This is a genomic window from Knoellia locipacati, assembly GCF_044791685.1.
Taxonomy (GTDB): Bacteria; Actinomycetota; Actinomycetes; order Actinomycetales; family Dermatophilaceae; genus Knoellia; species Knoellia locipacati_A.
In genome coordinates this window covers 706,141-721,643 of record NZ_CP087730.1, presented here as the reverse complement: position 1 = coordinate 721,643, position 15,503 = coordinate 706,141, and the positions used below count along the sequence as shown (strand labels likewise).

Genomic DNA, 15,503 nt, shown 5'->3' with positions numbered 1-15,503 from the left:
ATGACCGCCCTCGCCGACGGCGCCGACACCGCGCGTCGTGAAGAGGCTCCCCCCGGGAGGCGTCGTCCACGACGGCGCCTCCAGGAGGGGAGGGCGGCATGGATGCTCGCGCTGCCGTTCTGCCTGCTGTTCCTCGTCTTCACGGTCTGGCCGGTGCTCCAGTCGCTCTTCATGAGCATCACCGACACCCGTGCCAAGGACCTGAAGTCACCGTTCTCGGTCGACATCATCGGGCTGGACAACTACACGCGGGCCCTGTCCGACGAGAACTTCTTGCGGGCCGTGCGCAACACGGCCTACTTCGTCCTCGTCGGTGTTCCCCTGACCCTCACGCTGGCGCTGGCCGCGGCGGTGGCCCTGGACCGCGGGATCACGCGGTTCCGGTCGGCGTTCCGTCTCGGGTTCTACACCCCGGTCGTGACCTCCATCGTCGCCGTGGCCGTCGTCTGGCAGTTCCTGCTCAACCGGGAGTTCGGGCTCATCAACACCGTGCTCGGCTGGGTCGGGATCACCGGGCCCAACTGGCTGGGTGACCCGAACTGGTCCATGCCGGCCCTGATCATGATGGCCTCGTGGCGCAACTTCGGCACGGGGATGATCATCTTCCTCGCCGGGCTCCAGGCCGTACCGTGGGCCCTGCACGAGGCGGCCTCGATCGACGGTGCCAACGCCTGGCAACGCTTCCGGCACATCACGCTCCCGATGCTCCGCCCGACGATCCTCTTCGTGTCGGTGACGACGATGATCGGCTACCTGCAGTTCTTCGAGGAGCCGTTCGTCATGACGAACGGTGGCCCCCTCGACAGCACCGTGTCGATGTCGCTCTACACCTACCGGCAGTTCGGCTTCGGGAACTACGGGTATGCCGCGTCGCTGAGCTACCTGATCTTCATCGTCGTGGCGGTCGTCACGGCCCTGCAGTTCCGCGCCCTGCGCGAGAAGGAGTGACGCCGTGAACCACTCGACCTCGGGCAAGAAGTGGCTCTACGCGGTCCTCAGCGTGGCCGTCGTCGTCGTGTCCGCGCCCTTCCTCTGGATGGTCGTCGGCAGCTTCAAGACGACGTCGGAGCTCCGCAGGAGCCCCCCCACCTGGCTGCCGGAGAATGCCACCCTGGACAACTACTCGGAGCTCTTCTCGCGCCTCGACTTCGGGACCTACTTCTTCAACTCCACGGTCGTCGCCGTGGTCGTCACCCTGGGCAACCTGCTCTTCTGCTCGATGCTCGGCTACGCGCTGGCGATGCTCGACTTCCCCGGGAAGAGGGCCCTGTTCGGCGTGGTCATGGCCACGCTGCTCATCCCCGGGGTCGTCACCTTCGTGCCGCTGTTCGTCCTCGTGGCCAACGCCGGGCTCGTCGACACGCTCCCGGGCCTGATGCTGCCGTTCCTCGCGGCCCCCTTCGGGGTCTTCCTGATGCGGCAGTTCATCCTCGGCCTCCCACGGGACCTCCTCGACGCGGGACGGGTCGACGGTGCGGGTGAGCTGCGCATCTTCGCCCGGATCATCCTGCCCCTGTGCGGACCCGCCCTGGCGACCCTCGGCATCCTCACCTTCCTCGGCAGCTGGAACAACTTCCTGTGGCCGCTCGTCGTGGCCCAGACCGAGGACACCTACACCCTGCCGGTGGCGCTGGCCCTGTACTCGAAGGGACAGAACGCGACCAACTACGGCCTCCTGCTCGCCGGGGCCACGGTCGTCGTCACCCCGATGCTGCTCGTGTTCCTCGCGTTCCAGCGGCGCGTCATCGAGGGGATCGCCACCACCGGCATCAAGTGATCCCAGGCACCACCACCTCACTGTCACCGGGTCCAGCCCGCGGGCCCGGAACCGATCCACCTCCAGCACGCCCGAACGAGCCGCAACGACGCGGTGACCAGGAATGGAGTTCCCATGACCGACCCGACCAGCCCCATCGACCGCACGCCCAACCGTCGCGCCGTCGTCGTCGGAGGCGCCGCTGCTCTGGCGGCCTTCGGCCTCGCCCCGCCGGCCCAGGCCCGCTCCGCGCGTCCGGGGCCCACGTCGCCCGCCGCGGCAGCGAGCCGGATGCCGAACTCACGCCTGCACCGGTGGGCCTCGGACACGTGGCACAGCCTCGACGCGATGACCGTCCCCGCGACGGGCCTGCCCGCCGACAACATCCCTGAGTCGCTCGCCGCTGGTGACCGGTCCGGCTACACGTCGCCGACGAACATCGGCGGCTACCTCTGGTCCACCGTCGTCGCCCGCGAGCTCGGCATCATCACCGCGGCCGACGCGCGGGCCCGGCTCGTGCGCACGCTCACCACCCTGAAGGGTATGGAGCACCACGAGCCGAGCGGGATGTACTACAACTGGTACGACGAGGCCACCGGTGAGCCGGTGCTCATCTGGCCCACCAACGGGACGACTGTCCACCCGTTCGTCTCGAGCGTCGACAGCGGGTGGCTCGGCGCAGCCCTGCTCGTCGTGAAGAACTCGGATGCCGTGGCGGGCCCGCTGGCCGGTGAGATCTTCGACCGCATGCGGTGGGACGCCTTCTACAACCCCGGTGACGGCAAGGACGGGCACCCGGTCGTGCGCACCGGCGGGCTCATGCACGGTGGCTTCTACGTCTTCGACCACGACCGCCCGGGGGGTGTCTACCGCGGCACGCACATCGGTGGCGGCGACGTCTGGCTGACGACCCACCACTACGACACGATCGTCTCCGAGACGCGGATCACGAGCTACCTCGGCATCCTCACCGGGCAGGTCCCGGCCAGGCACTACTTCGCCCCGTGGCGCACCTTCCCGGCGACCTGCGACTGGTCCTGGCACGAGATGCAGCCGGTCGGCGTGACCCGCACCTACCTCGGGATCCCGGTCTACGAGGGCGCCTACACCTACCGCGGCATGCGCATCGTGCCCGGCTGGGGCGGCAGCATGTTCGAGGAGCTCATGCCCGCGGTGTTCGTCCCCGAGGAGACGTGGGCGCCGCGCAGCTGGGGCGTCAACCACCCACTCCACGTGCGGGCCGAGCGGGAGCACGGCCTCGAGGAGGCCGAGTACGGCTACTGGGGCTTCTCGCCCTCGAGCAACCCGGCCGGCGGGTACCGCGAGTACGGCGTCGACGCCCTCGGGATGAACCCCGAGGGGTACTTCTCGGATCAGGAGAACACCAACTACGACGTCGGCTTCGGGGAGTGCCGCAAGGCCACCAACCCCAACCCGGACTTCAAGACCGGTGTCGTGACGCCGCATGCCTCCTTCCTCGCGATGATGTACGAGCGGGGCCAGGCCACGGCGAACCTCCTGCGGATCGAGCAGCAGCTCGAGGCCTACGGCGAGGGCGGCTTCTTCGACGCGGTGGCGATCGACGGCACGATCGCGCGCCGCTACCTCTCGCTCGACCAGGCGATGGTCATGGGCGCCCTCGGCAACGTGCTCGCCAAGGACGTGCTCCGCCGGGCCTTCAGCACCCCGGACGTCGAGGCCGCCCTGCGGCCGGTGATCGGCATCGAGGAGTTCGGCGCCGGTGTCGACGGGTGACCCGGGGCGGGGTGGTCTGAGGTGACGACGGGACGGACGGACGAGGAGATGGCAGTGGACGAGCTGAGGGCGACGAGCACGGAGGGCGTGGAGTACCGCGACCTCAACGGCAACGGCGTGATGGACGTCTACGAGGACCCCCGGCTCGATCCGGGAACCCGCGCGGACGACCTCCTCTCCCGTCTGTCCCTCGAGGAGAAGGTCGGGCTGATGTTCCAGACCGTCATCGAGGCGGGGGCCGACGGCACCTTGGTCGAGGCCTCGGGCCGGATCAGCAAGTCGGCCACGAGCACGGTCGTCCTCGACAAGCACCTCACCCACTTCAACGTGCACGTCCTCGAGGACCCACGGATGGCAGCGCGGTGGCACAACGCCCTCCAGGAGATGGCCGCGCGGACGCCACACGGCATACCCGTGACCGTCTCCACGGACCCACGGCACGCGTTCATCGAGAACGCGGGCGTCTCGTTCACCGCGGCGGCGTTCTCGCAGTGGCCCGAGCCCCTCGGGCTCGCGGCGCTGCGCGACGCCCCGGCGGTGCGCGAGTTCGCCGACATCGCCCGTCAGGAGTACGTCGCCGTCGGGATCCGGGCGGCCCTGCACCCCACGCTGGACCTGGCGACCGAGCCGCGCTGGGCTCGCCAGGCCGGCACCTTCGGCCAGGACCCGGCTCTCGTCACCGAGCTCTCCGTCGCCTACCTCGCCGGGTTCCAGCAGGACTCGCTCGGACCGGGGAGCGTCGCCTGCACCTCGAAGCACTTCCCCGGGGGCGGGCCGCAGAAGGACGGCGAGGACGCCCACTTCCCCTACGGTCGCGAGCAGGTCTACCCGGGCGGGCGCTTCGCCGACCACCTCGCGCCCTTCCCGGCCGTGATCGCCGCCGGAACGGCCGCGATCATGCCGTACTACGGGATGCCTATCGGCCTCGTGGTCGACGGCGAGGCCATCGAGGAGGTCGGCTTCGGCTACAACAAGCAGGTGGTCACCGGCATGCTGCGTGACCAGCTCGGGTACGACGGCGTCGTCGTCACCGACTGGGAGCTCGTCAACGACAACCACGTCGGGGACCAGGTCCTGCCCGCGCGCGCCTGGGGGGTGGAGCACCTCGACCCGCCCGGCCGGATGGAGCTCATCCTCGAGGCCGGTGCCGACCAGTTCGGCGGCGAGGAGTGCGTCGAGGTCCTCCTCGACCTCGTGGCCCGGGGTCGAGTCAGCGAGGAGCGCATCGACGAGTCGGCGCGCCGCCTGCTGCTCGTCAAGTTCCGGCTGGGCCTGTTCGACGACCCCTATGTCGACGAGGACGCAGCGGCCGGCACCGTCGGTCGCGCCGACTTCCGCGAGGCCGGCTACGCGGCTCAGGCGGGATCGGTCACCGTCCTGAGCAACGGGGGGCACCCTGCCCCGGCCCTGCCTCTCGCCACCGGCCTGCGGATCTATGCCGAGAACGTCGCCCCGGAGGTCGTGGGCCGTCACGGCACACCGGTCGACAGCCCGGAGGAGGCCGATCTCGCCATCGTCCGGCTGGGCGCCCCGTTCGAGCCGCGCTCCGACCTCTTCCTCGAGGCGTGGTTCCACCAGGGGCCCCTCGACTTCCCGCCCGGCCTCGTCGCGCGGCTGGCCCGGGTCGCCGCGGCCTGCCCGCTCGTCGTCGACGTCACCCTGGACCGCCCTGCCGTCCTCACACCACTCATGCCCCTGGCCGCTGCCGTCGTCGGCAGCTACGGCACGAGCGACGAGGCCCTGCTCGACGCGCTCACCGGTCGCATCGCTCCCCGCGGCCGGCTTCCCTTCGACCTTCCCCGCTCGATGGACCAGGTCCGGTCCCATGCCGAGGACGTTCCCGGGTACGACGACCCGTTGTTCGCGTTCGGTCACGGGTTGACGATCTGAACCCTCGCCACGAGCGGTCCGCACCGTAGACCGGTAGGGCGGCACAGGGCACCGTCCGGTCACGACGGCGTGGTTCGTCCGCAACGACGTGGCCCGGTGTGGGAGCCTGAGCCACCCCGTGTTCCGAGGAGCTCCGTTGTCGCAGCACTACCCACCGCCCGCCGGCCCCGGCCCGCACCAGGGCCCACCCGGCCAGGGTGCGCCGAACCCGTATGCCGGCCCTCCCGGCCAGGGCGCGCCGAACCCGTATGCCGGCCCTCCCGGGCAGGGTGCGCCGAACCCGTATGCCGGCCCTCCCGGGCAGGGTGCGCCGAACCCGTATGCCGGCCCAGCGGCATACCTGGGTGTGCCGGCCGCCGCGCCCCAGCGGCAGGGCTTCAGCCCGGTGCTGGCGGGCTTCCTCGGCGCCCTCGCGGGTGCGTGTCTCACGGTCATCGCGGTGACGGTCATCCCCATGCTCTTCTTCGGGCTCGCCATGGGTGGCGGGTTCATGGAGGAGGACGGGTTCATGGGGCCGCCCTCCGGCCGGGTCGTGGTCGAGCCGGATGGAGGTGTGAGCGGGGTGGTGCTCGCCGACGCGCTCGAGGACGGCGGCGACTTCTACTACGAGGACGTCACCTGTCCCGACACCGCCCGGGTGGCCACGGACGTCACGACGATCTGCGACGGTGGCGACGGGGTCGAGAACCTGCGCATCGTTGTGGTCTTCGAGGGGTCGGAAGGGCAGTTCCGCACGGCCGACCTCTGGTGACAGCGACGGGCAGGTCCTGTGCCCGGGTCAGCCCGTGCAGGTCCGGGTGAACGGACGGTCCGGCAGGTAGGTGCGCCACTCCGCCTCGGTGAGCTCACGACCCGCAAGCCGGCAGGCGGTCGTGATCCAGGAGTCTGGGTCGAGATTCCACTCCACCATTGAACCGTCCGGGCTGGCGACACTGAGTGTGGAACTGTCCGCGGAGAACGAGGGCGACCCGCGTGCGTCCAATGGCACAGAGGCCTGTAGTCGGCCCGTCCTGCCGTCCCAAAAACTGAGTGCGCCGTCGTCACTGATGCTGGCGAAGAGCGTGCCGTCTCGGCTGAACGCACCCTGACCCCCGACCAGCCTGGGCTGGGACGGGTTCGGCCGGGAGATCCACGACATCGACTCGACATCGAGCACGCCCGTGCCGGACTCGACGGTGTCGACGAACAGCGTGGTGCCGTCGGGTGATGGGAAGACTTCCTGAAGCTGCACCCCGAGGTGGTCCGGGTAGGGACGCACGGTGCCGCTGCCGTAGTCGACGATGCGGTCCGTGAGGTAGACCGTGTGCCCGTCGCCGCCTGTGAAGAAGCCGCCGACATCGCGAGTTGTCCTGTCCGAGGACGGCTCGTAAACGTGGATGGGGTCACGTGTGGGCCGCAGGGTCTTGGCATCGAGGACGTGAAGTCGGCCGGTCGTCGTGCCGACGAGCAGCACTGTCCCGTCGGAGCTGAACCACCCCCACACCGCACCCTCGGCGGAGCCAGGCGGTCCGATCCGATGCTCGGCGAGTACCTCTCCGGTGACTGCCTCCCAGAGCTTCACGACCGGAGCGCCGCTCGAGATGGTGACGGTCGAGCTGTCGGGACTCCACGCGAAGTCGAGGAAGTTGCGCTGCTCCATGTCCGCCGCCACGACCGGGGTCAACGCACCCGTCGCAACGTCCAGTGTCCGGAAGTTCGGCCCGACACTCGCAAAGCCGAGTTTCGAGCGGTCGGGCGACCATCGCACCGCGGGGTTCGTCCAGCCGATGTCACGTGCAGGGTGTTGGACGAGGAACCGCCGTCGACCCGTGAGATCCCACGCCTCGACCAGGGCCAGGTGCGCCGTGAAGACTGTCCTGCCGTCCGGGCCGAAGGCAACCGCGCTGGTCGGCGAATCCTGGAGAAGGATCTCTCGGGGTTCGGCGTCGCTGATGTCCCAGACGAGGAGCCGGTCCCCGCTGGCGGCGACCTTCGTACCGTCGGGCGAGAAGTCCAGACCGTCAGTCCACCCCTGGCCGGACAGGTAGTGCTTCGGAGTGAGCGTGGCCCGGTCGACGAGGACCGACTCGATGCCGGCGCCGACTGCCAGGGTCGATCCGTCGGGACTGAGGGCAAGACCACCCTCGAGCGTGCGGACCTCCAGATCGGGGGCGGTGACCCGGCGGACTGGGCCGGTCGGCAGGGGTGACACCTGTAGCTCACCATCGGTGATGGCGTAGAGCGCCTTCCCGTCAGCACTGACAGCCGGGTTCCAGGCGTGGACGGGTACGACGGCGACAGGCCGACTCGGTGCGTCGAGGTCCCAGACAAGCGTGCGCCAGTCGGCATCACGTTCGAACGGTCGAAGGCTCACAGCGAGCCAGCGACCGTTCGGGCTGAACCCAATGTCCTGGTATCCGAAGTAGCCGTCGGGGATTCCCCCGAGCTGTTGGGTAGCCCGAGCGCCTTCGGCGTCGAGGAGGATGACCGCGGGTTCCTTCCGTTCCTGAACGAGTCCGGGCCATGGCGTCATGGCATAGCGCCGGCCATCCGGGCTCGCGGTGACGCCGACCGCGCGGGGGGTCCCAGCCTCTTGCTTTTGGAGCCGCAGCGTCGCACCGTCATGGAAGAGAGTGGTCGAGCCGAAGGCGCTGCTGATGACCTGGCCCGTTACGGGGTTGACGTCCATGCTGAAGATGTCGCCGGGCGTGCGCGCTGTGCCGGTGAGTGCCGGGCCCCGGCCAAGGGTGTCGAGCAGGTAGTTGCGGGTCTCGGTCGAGTCGTCGAGGGCGACGCCGGCAGCAGCGAGGAGCAGCGACTGGTCGAGGTCTTCGATGCGCAGGGCCTCGGCGCCGAGGCGGCGGGCGTCTGCCGTGAGTGACTGTCGGTCGGCGCGGTCGCCGTTGGCCTTGGCGACGGTGCCGAGGATGATGGCGACGGCGAGCAACGCCGCCGTCGCAGCCAGTCCGAGCCGCAGCCGCTGGTTGAGGCGGCGTTCCCGGTGGACCTGCTCCTCGGTGGCTTGTTGCTCGCGCTCGGCGAGGTCGGCCGAGGCGGCGAGGAAGGCCCGCTCCTCCGCGGTGAGTGCAGGTGCGGCCCGTGCCTGCCACTCGGCTGCCCTGGCCTGGCGGGTGCCCCGGTAGAGCTCGCTGTCGGGGCGGCCCAGCTCGTCCCAGCTCTCTGCCGTGACGGAGATGTGGCGCATGATCCGGAGCCCGTCGACGTCCTCGTCGAGCCAGGACTGCAACCGTGGCCAGGCGATGGCGAGCGACTCGTGCGCGATCTCGATGGTGTCTCCGTCGCTGGCGAGGAGGCGAGCCGAGACGAGCTGCTCGACCAGGTCCGCGTGAGCGGCGTCCCCCGTCACCGCCCGACGCGAGACGCGGGTCCGCACGGGGTCGCCGCCCTCGTCGGGCGAGACGAGCCGGAGCATCAGCTCGCGGACGATGGCCTGGCCCGAGGCGTCCAGCTTGCGGAAGAGGCCCTCCGCGGACTGCGACACCGCCTCCCTCACGCCGCCGGTCTGCGCGTATCCCTCCACGGTGAGCGTGGCGCCCTCCCGGTGGCGCCACGTCTGGCGGAGCACGTGGGAGAGCAGCGGCAGTGCAGCGGGCTCACCCGAGACCTCGCGCAGGAGTACGTCTGTGAGGCCGGGCTCGAGGCGGAGGCCCGCCTGGTGCGCCGGCCCCTCGATGGCGCGCCTGAGGTCCTCCTCCGACATGGGTCCGAGAAGGTAGAGGCCGGACTCCACGATCCGGGCGAGCTCGGGATGGCCGGACAGCTCGCCGAGCCGGTCGGCACGCATCGACAGGACGAGCTGGCCCTGTCCTGCTTCGGCGAAAGCGACCACGGCGTCGACGAAGCCCGTTCTCTCCGGCGAGTCCGGTGCCAGGGACAGCGCCTCCTCGCACTGGTCGACGACGAGCACGTCCCGGGGCCGCACGTCGAGCTGGGCGAGCGTCCTGGCCGGGTGGGTGCCGGGTGTCATCACGAGGACCCGTCGTCCGTCGCGCTCGAGCGCCGCGCCGACACCTGCCCGGGCCAGCGACGACTTCCCGCATCCCGACGGCCCGAGGATGGCCACGACGCCCGACTCGCCCAAGCGGCGCAGGCACGCCGACACGTCCGACTCGCGTCCGAAGAAGGTCGCGGCGTCGGAGATGTCGTAGGCGAGGAGCCCGAGGTACGGGCAGTCGGTGTGCTTCGGCTCCAGGGCCGCGGAGGCGGCCGTGAGGTTCGGGTCCTGCCTGAGGATGGCTCGTTCCAGCTCGGCCAGCTCGGGCCCGGGGTCGAGCCCGAGCTCGTTGACCAGGGTCTGCTTCGCGTGGTGCAGGGTCTGGAGGGCATCGCCCTGCCGCCCGTCCTGGTACTGCGCGAGGGCGAGCAGCCCCCAGCGACGTTCACGGGTCGGCTGCTCGGCCACAAGGCGACTGACGTCGGCGAGGACGTCGCGGTGGCGCCCTGCCCGCAGTGCTGCCTCCGCGTGCAGGTCCTCGGCGTCACGCCACAGCTCGACGAGCCGTTCGGACTCCACGCGTCCGGGTCCCCAGTCGGCGAGGTCGGTGAACGGCTCGCCACGCCACAGTTGCCGAGCCTGTTCGGTGACGAAGAGCGCCCGCTCCGGCTCGTCGTCGGCGAGCAGCTGACGGGCCCGGGCGAGCAGGTGCTCGAACTGCGCGTGGTCCATCTCCTCCCGGTGGAGCGTGAGGCGGTAGCCGTGGGCGGTGGTCTCGACGGCTCCCGGTCCGAGAGCCTTGCGCAGCCGGGAGACGCACCCCTGCACGACCTTCTGCCAGCTGTCCGGGAGCTCGTCGCCCCACAGCGTCTCGGCCAGCGTCTCGGTGCTCAGCTCGGCACCCGGCCGGGAGGCGAGGGCGAGCAGGATCACCCGGTCGCGAGGACTGAGGGCCGTCTGTCCTTCGTCGACCTGGAGCGAGCCGAGCAGCGCGATGCGCATGGGTCGACTGTGGAGCCGGCCCTCGGGTCGGTCAATAGCCCTGATACCGGGCTGATACCGCCCCGATGACCACCTGGTACCGGCCCGTGCGACAACTGCATCCGGACGACCTGTCCGACATCCACCACCGGTCACGAAAGGACCACGCCATGTCGCACACCACCAGCTTCCGCCGGGGTCTCACCGTTGCCGGTGCCACCGGGATCCTCGCCTTCTCGGTCGCCGGCCCCGCCAGTGCCCGGCCGGACCCCGGCAACGGCGCCCAGCAGGAGTGGACCTGCCAGATCGACTGCTACGAGGGTGGGACCACCACCGGCCCCACGACCGCCGTCACCCTCGACGACGACGCGCTGGAGATGTTCCAGCTCGGTGCGGGCGTCCTGGCCGGCATCGCACTCGCGGGTGCCGGACTCGCCGTCGCCTCCCGCCGCAGCCACCGGCACGCCGTCCACCCCGCGTGACGACAGCGCGCTACCCAGCACCAGCGCGAGGAGGGCCCGGTCCGCAGGGGGACCGGGCCCTCCCGAGCGTGGTGACGACCGTGACGGCAGCGACGACCGTGACGGGTCGCGGCCGTCACTCCCCCCTGATACCGGTCGCAGGTCTGCTCGGTACCGGCGAACCATCCACGGTTCCGGGCGCCCTTACGGCAGTTGAGAGGACGCCCACCATGAAGCGTCGGACGGGAACCGCCACTACGTGTATGCCGTGCCGGGGGACCTCTCCTCCCGGACCCTCACCGGGAGAGGGGCGATCTACCTGGCCACGGAACCGCGCGACGGAGTCGTCCTGCACGACTCGGGTTCGGTCACCTTCGAACCGGGCCATGACTTCGAGGAGATCGCCACGATGCACGGTGTCCACGACGTCTACTCGGACCCGGACGTGGGCGTTGACTTACAAATACAAGTAGTGCTTACATTCTCAATGTGAAACTCACGCCGCAGGAGCGCGCCATCCTGAGCCAGCTGCGCGCCGACCCGCTGCTCGACGCAGCGGGTCTCGCCGATCGTCTGGGCACGACCAGGGCTGCCGTCTCGGTGGCCCTGTCGAACCTCACCCGCAAGGGCGCGATCCTCGGTCGCGGCTACGTCGTGCGCGCCGAAGCAGGGGTCGTCGTGGTGGGCGGAGCCGTCATGGACGTCAAGGCCCGCTCGACAGCCCGGCTCGACCGCGCGACGAGCAACCCCGGCGAGGTGGCCACCAACCCCGGGGGAGTGGGCCGCAACATCGCCGAGAACCTCGCCCGCCTCGGCACCTCGACCCAGCTCGTCGCGGCCGTCGGCACCGACTCGTTCGGCGAGGAGCTCCTCACCCACACCCGCAGCGCCGGCGTGAGCCTCGACCACGTCGTCGTGGGGCCGCGCCCCACCGGGACCTACCTGGCCGTCCTCGACCACGAGGGCGACCTGGCCGTGGCCGTGTCGGACATGAGTGCGACCGATGCCCTCACCGTCGCGGACGTCGAACCGGCGCGGGCACTGGTCCAGCACTGTGACCTGCTCGTGGTCGACGGCAACATCCCGCTCGTCGTCGCCTCGTGGCTCGCCGACGTGGCGACGACCGCCGGCGTCCCCGTCGTCGTCGAGCCGGTGTCCGTGGTCAAGGCGCGGCGCCTGCGTCCGCTCTTCGTCCCGACCCGACCCGTCCTCGCCGTCACGCCCAACATCGCCGAGCTCGCCGCCCTCGTCGACCGCGAGGTGGCCGACACGGTCCCCGCGATCAGCAGGGCGGCTGCCGAGCTCCACGCCCTGGGCGTCCGTCACGTGTGGGTGCGGCGCGGCGCCCGGGGAAGCCTGCTCTCCTCGGCCGCCGAGCCGGGTGGTGCTGGCGCCGGTGGTGCAGGCGGCACCGCCCGCCCCGCCGTCACGACCGACACGACCATCAGCACCGACGTCGTCGACGTCACCGGCGCCGGCGACTCGATGACCGCCGGCTTCGTCCACGCCCTCCTGCGCGACGACGACGCCGTCGCCGCCGCCGCCTTCGGTCAGGCCACGGCAGCCCTGACGACCGAGTCCGTCCACACCGTCCGCCCCGACCTCACCCACGCGCTCGTCACCGGGCGCCTCACCTCGCAAGGAACCCCATGAGCAGCGCCACCCCGCACCCCGCCCTCGCCCTCGCACCGGAGGTCGCCGAGGCACTCTCCGCCGGCCGCCCCGTCGTCGCGCTCGAGTCGACGATCATCAGCCACGGCATGCCCTACCCGCGCAACGTCGAGATGGCACGCGAGGTCGAGCAGATCGTCCGTGACGGCGGAGCCACGCCGGCCACCATCGCCGTCCTCGACGGGGTCGCGCGCATCGGGCTCTCCGCCGACGAGCTCGAGCTGCTCGCCACCCACGAGAACGTCGCCAAGGTCAGCCTGCGCGACCTCCCGCACGTCATGGCGACCAAGCGGCACGGGGCCACGACGGTCGCGAGCACGATGCGCCTGGCCGCGCTGGCCGGCATACGCGTCTTCGTCACCGGTGGCCTCGGCGGGGTGCACCGCGGTGCCGAGGACTCGATGGACGTCTCGGCCGACCTCACCGAGCTGAGCCAGACCGACGTCGCCGTCGTCTCCGCCGGCGTGAAGTCGATCCTCGACATCGGCCGCACCCTCGAGGTCCTCGAGACGCTCGGCGTTCCGGTCGTGACCGTGGGCTCGGAGGATTTCCCGTCGTTCTACTCGCGCTCGTCCGGCTTCACCTCGCCGATGCGCAGCGACACCGTCGAGGAGCTCGCCGAGATGATGCGCGTCAAGTGGGACCTCGGGTTGCGCGGCGGCATCGCCGTGGCCAACCCCGTGCCCGACGAGGACGAGATGACCCCCGACGAGATCTCGGAGCTCATCGACCGCGCCGTGGCCGAGTGCGACGAGCGCGGGATCATCGGCAAGGACATCACGCCGTTCCTCCTCGGCCGCATCGTCGAGCTCTCCGACGGCCGCAGCCTCGACACCAACATCGCCCTCGTGCGCCACAACGCCCGGCTCGGCGCGGCCCTCGCCACGGCCTACGCCGCGCTCGCGAGCCCGAGCCCCGACGCCTGAGGTCACTCCACCCGGAAGGGCCGCATCATCTCGTGGTCCTCGTGCTCGAGGATGTGGCAGTGCCACACGAAGAGGCCGGGCTTGTCGAAACGGGCGCGGATCCGGGTGACCTCGCCGGGGTAGGCGATGACCGTGTCCTTGGGTCCCGACTCGTTCGGCTCCGGTGCGCGTGCGGACTCGCCGGCTGCCTGGCGGTCGACCACCGAGAACTGCACGAGGTGGACGTGGATCGGGTGGGCGTCCGCAGTGTCGTTGTGGAGCTCCCACACCTCGGTGTCTCCGAGCGAGGGCGTCTCGGTCACCTCGTCGTCCCACGCCAGCGGCACCGCGACCGCACCGTCCATCGTCCCGAGGAAGGCGGCCCGCGGCCCCACGTCGGCGAGCACCTCCGAGTCCGCCTCGAGCAGGGCGAGCCGTCGAGTGCGCACTGCGGCGGGCGCGGGCGGTGGTGCGGGGAGCGCCAGCTGCTCGGGTGGCGTGCTCGTCTCCGGCCCCACGCGGTCGACGACGGTGAAGGCCATGACCTGGCCGGTCGTGCTGGGGTCGGCCCACTCGAAGTCCTCCTCCGGCTGGCCGCCACCGAAGGGCTCGTCGGGGGCCTCGTTGACGAGGTGGACCCGGGTCCCGCTGGGCAGGTCGGTGAAGTCGACGACGACGTCCGCCCGTTCGGCCGGCCCGAGCAGCAGGCGCTCCATCGCGACCGGCCGGGGCAGGAAGCCACCGTCGCCGCCCACCTGCCAGAACGGCACCGCGGGTGAGGTCGGACGCGCCATCGGGTCGGTCACCAGCGCGAGAACGAGGAAGCGAGAGTTGCACCCGTTGAGCAGCCGGAGCCGGTAGCGGCGGCGCTCGACGCGGTGCGCCGGCCAGGTCCGGCCGTTGACCATCATCACGCTGCCGAAGAACTCCGGGTTCCAGATCGGCGCGATGTCGGAGTGCGGCACGTACGGACCGGCGAACCCGTCGAAGAACTCCCGCGTGTCCGGGTAGAACAGGCTGCCGTCACGGCGGAAGGAGCGGTCCTGGATCGCCAGCGGGATCTCGTATGCCGTGGAGCCGTCCGCACTGCGGTGGGGGAGCACGCCCGGCTCGAGGTCGTGCTCACCGCCGCGCAGGAGGAAGAACCCGGCAGGCCCGGCATACACGTTGAGCCGCGTGATCCCGAGGGTGTGGTCGTGGAACCACAGCGTGCCCGCGGCCTGGTCGTTGCCGTAGTGCGCGCGCTGGGTCCCGGGCGCCCACTCGCCGCCGTGCCGCTCCGCCCAGGCCGTCGCCATGCGGTCGTAGTGCGTGCCGACGTGGGCGTACCCGTCCGGGATGCCGCGGGTGTCGGGGAGGAACCACGCCTCGGGGTAGCCGTCGCTCTCCTCGTCGGAGTGGCCGCCGTGGAGGTGGACGACCATCGGCACCGGACCGAGGTAGGGGCCGGGAGTCGCGGTGAAGGTCGGGTGGCCGTCGCGCCCGTCCTCGCCGCCACCGGGGTTGGCCCAGTGCAGGGTCGGGTCGACGGGGAGCAGGTGTGGCAGGGGACGACCGGACGTGCCGCTGACGAGGCGGTTGACCCAGGTGACCTCGACCGGCCGGCCTGCGGTGGCCTCGATCGTGAGCGACGGGGCGTTGTGGGTGCCGCTCGCGCTCTCGGACCCGTACGCCCAGACGGTCGTGGCCGGCATACCCCGCGGCAGCACCTGCTGGCGGATCTGCCGCAGTCCGAGGACGTAGCGGTCCACGGCACCGGAGGACGTGACCGGCATGGCGGGAGGGACGAGCAGCGGGCTCACGTACTTCGGGATGCTCGACGGGTCCAGCAGGGGCGGCCCGGACAGCGGTGCTGCGAGGGCCGCGGGGAGGCCGCCGAGGAAGAGGCCAGCGGCGCCGCCCGCGCCACCTGCGAGGACCGTGCGTCTGGCGATCTGGGGCATCGGGCCACGTCCTCACCTCGAGGCTCCGCTGGAGTGGAGCCTCCTACTACTCTGCGTAGGAGGGCACGGGGTGTCCATCGCCCGCCGGGATCAGCCCGCTCTGGGCACTGCGGACCGTATGCCGCCCGCCCACCCGGGCGCCCACCCAGGGCTCGCGGGCCCGCACCCCCAGTGCTCCCGTCCGGGGAGCGGGTCGGTCGGTCTGGG

At 71.1% G+C, this 15,503-nt stretch carries 11 protein-coding genes; 9 read left to right on the top strand and 2 right to left on the bottom strand.

The window, feature by feature from the left end; genetic code table 11:
* The 5 genes from LL946_RS03265 (at position 1) to LL946_RS03245 (ending at position 6,152) form a co-directional block, all read left to right on the top strand.
* A complete protein-coding gene (locus LL946_RS03265) occupies positions 1 to 948 on the top strand; it encodes a carbohydrate ABC transporter permease (protein WP_404384747.1) in 948 nt (315 codons plus the stop codon).
* Positions 949 to 952: 4 nt separating this feature from the next.
* A complete protein-coding gene (locus LL946_RS03260) occupies positions 953 to 1,777 on the top strand; it encodes a carbohydrate ABC transporter permease (RefSeq protein ID WP_404384745.1) in 825 nt (274 codons plus the stop codon).
* A gap of 114 nt (positions 1,778 to 1,891) precedes the next feature.
* The gene (locus tag LL946_RS03255; protein WP_404384743.1) at positions 1,892 to 3,511 is read left to right on the top strand and encodes a glucoamylase family protein; all 1,620 of its coding nucleotides are present in this window, start codon (positions 1,892 to 1,894) and stop codon (positions 3,509 to 3,511) included.
* Positions 3,512 to 3,565: 54 nt separating this feature from the next.
* On the top strand, positions 3,566 to 5,401 hold the full coding sequence (locus LL946_RS03250; RefSeq protein ID WP_404384741.1) for a glycoside hydrolase family 3 protein: 1,836 nt from the start codon (positions 3,566 to 3,568) through the stop codon (positions 5,399 to 5,401).
* 136 nt (positions 5,402 to 5,537) lie between these two features.
* Positions 5,538 to 6,152 (top strand): hypothetical protein, encoded by a 615-nt coding sequence (locus LL946_RS03245; RefSeq protein WP_404384739.1) that lies wholly within the window; start codon positions 5,538 to 5,540, stop codon positions 6,150 to 6,152.
* A 27-nt stretch (positions 6,153 to 6,179) separates the two neighbouring features.
* On the opposite strand, the gene LL946_RS03240 is transcribed toward LL946_RS03245, so the two are convergent.
* Positions 6,180 to 10,337, bottom strand: coding sequence for a BTAD domain-containing putative transcriptional regulator (locus LL946_RS03240; protein WP_404384737.1), 4,158 nt, complete (start codon positions 10,335 to 10,337; stop codon positions 6,180 to 6,182).
* Between the two features lie 149 nt (positions 10,338 to 10,486).
* Between LL946_RS03240 and LL946_RS03235 the strand changes: the two genes are divergently transcribed.
* The 4 genes from LL946_RS03235 (at position 10,487) to LL946_RS03220 (ending at position 13,374) form a co-directional block, all read left to right on the top strand.
* Positions 10,487 to 10,798 (top strand): hypothetical protein, encoded by a 312-nt coding sequence (locus LL946_RS03235; RefSeq protein WP_404384735.1) that lies wholly within the window; start codon positions 10,487 to 10,489, stop codon positions 10,796 to 10,798.
* A gap of 247 nt (positions 10,799 to 11,045) precedes the next feature.
* Positions 11,046 to 11,270 carry a hypothetical protein gene (locus LL946_RS03230; protein ID WP_404384733.1) on the top strand — a complete coding sequence of 75 codons (225 nt, stop codon included), beginning with the start codon at positions 11,046 to 11,048 and terminating at the stop codon, positions 11,268 to 11,270.
* Entirely contained in the window at positions 11,267 to 12,430 is a 1,164-nt protein-coding gene (locus LL946_RS03225) for a PfkB family carbohydrate kinase (RefSeq protein ID WP_404384731.1), read from the top strand. Before LL946_RS03230 ends, LL946_RS03225 begins: the two co-directional genes overlap by 4 nt.
* Positions 12,427 to 13,374 carry a pseudouridine-5'-phosphate glycosidase gene (locus LL946_RS03220; RefSeq protein WP_404384729.1) on the top strand — a complete coding sequence of 316 codons (948 nt, stop codon included), beginning with the start codon at positions 12,427 to 12,429 and terminating at the stop codon, positions 13,372 to 13,374. The genes LL946_RS03225 and LL946_RS03220 overlap by 4 nt, the downstream gene beginning before the upstream one ends.
* Before the next feature lie 2 nt (positions 13,375 to 13,376).
* Here LL946_RS03220 and LL946_RS03215 read toward each other — a convergent pair whose 3' ends face one another.
* Complete coding sequence (locus tag LL946_RS03215) at positions 13,377 to 15,296, bottom strand: multicopper oxidase family protein (RefSeq protein WP_404384727.1); 1,920 nt, start codon at positions 15,294 to 15,296, stop codon at positions 13,377 to 13,379.
* Between the last annotated feature and the right edge of the window lie 207 nt (positions 15,297 to 15,503).

Coding starts and splice junctions, on each gene's coding strand:
- LL946_RS03265 (WP_404384747.1), top strand. CDS start 1: ATGACCGCCCTCGCCGACGGCGCCGACACCGCGCGTCGTGAAGAGGCT.
- LL946_RS03255 (WP_404384743.1), top strand. CDS start 1,892: ATGACCGACCCGACCAGCCCCATCGACCGCACGCCCAACCGTCGCGCC.
- LL946_RS03240 (WP_404384737.1), bottom strand. CDS start 10,337: ATGCGCATCGCGCTGCTCGGCTCGCTCCAGGTCGACGAAGGACAGACG.
- LL946_RS03235 (WP_404384735.1), top strand. CDS start 10,487: ATGTCGCACACCACCAGCTTCCGCCGGGGTCTCACCGTTGCCGGTGCC.
- LL946_RS03220 (WP_404384729.1), top strand. CDS start 12,427: ATGAGCAGCGCCACCCCGCACCCCGCCCTCGCCCTCGCACCGGAGGTC.
- LL946_RS03215 (WP_404384727.1), bottom strand. CDS start 15,296: ATGCCCCAGATCGCCAGACGCACGGTCCTCGCAGGTGGCGCGGGCGGC.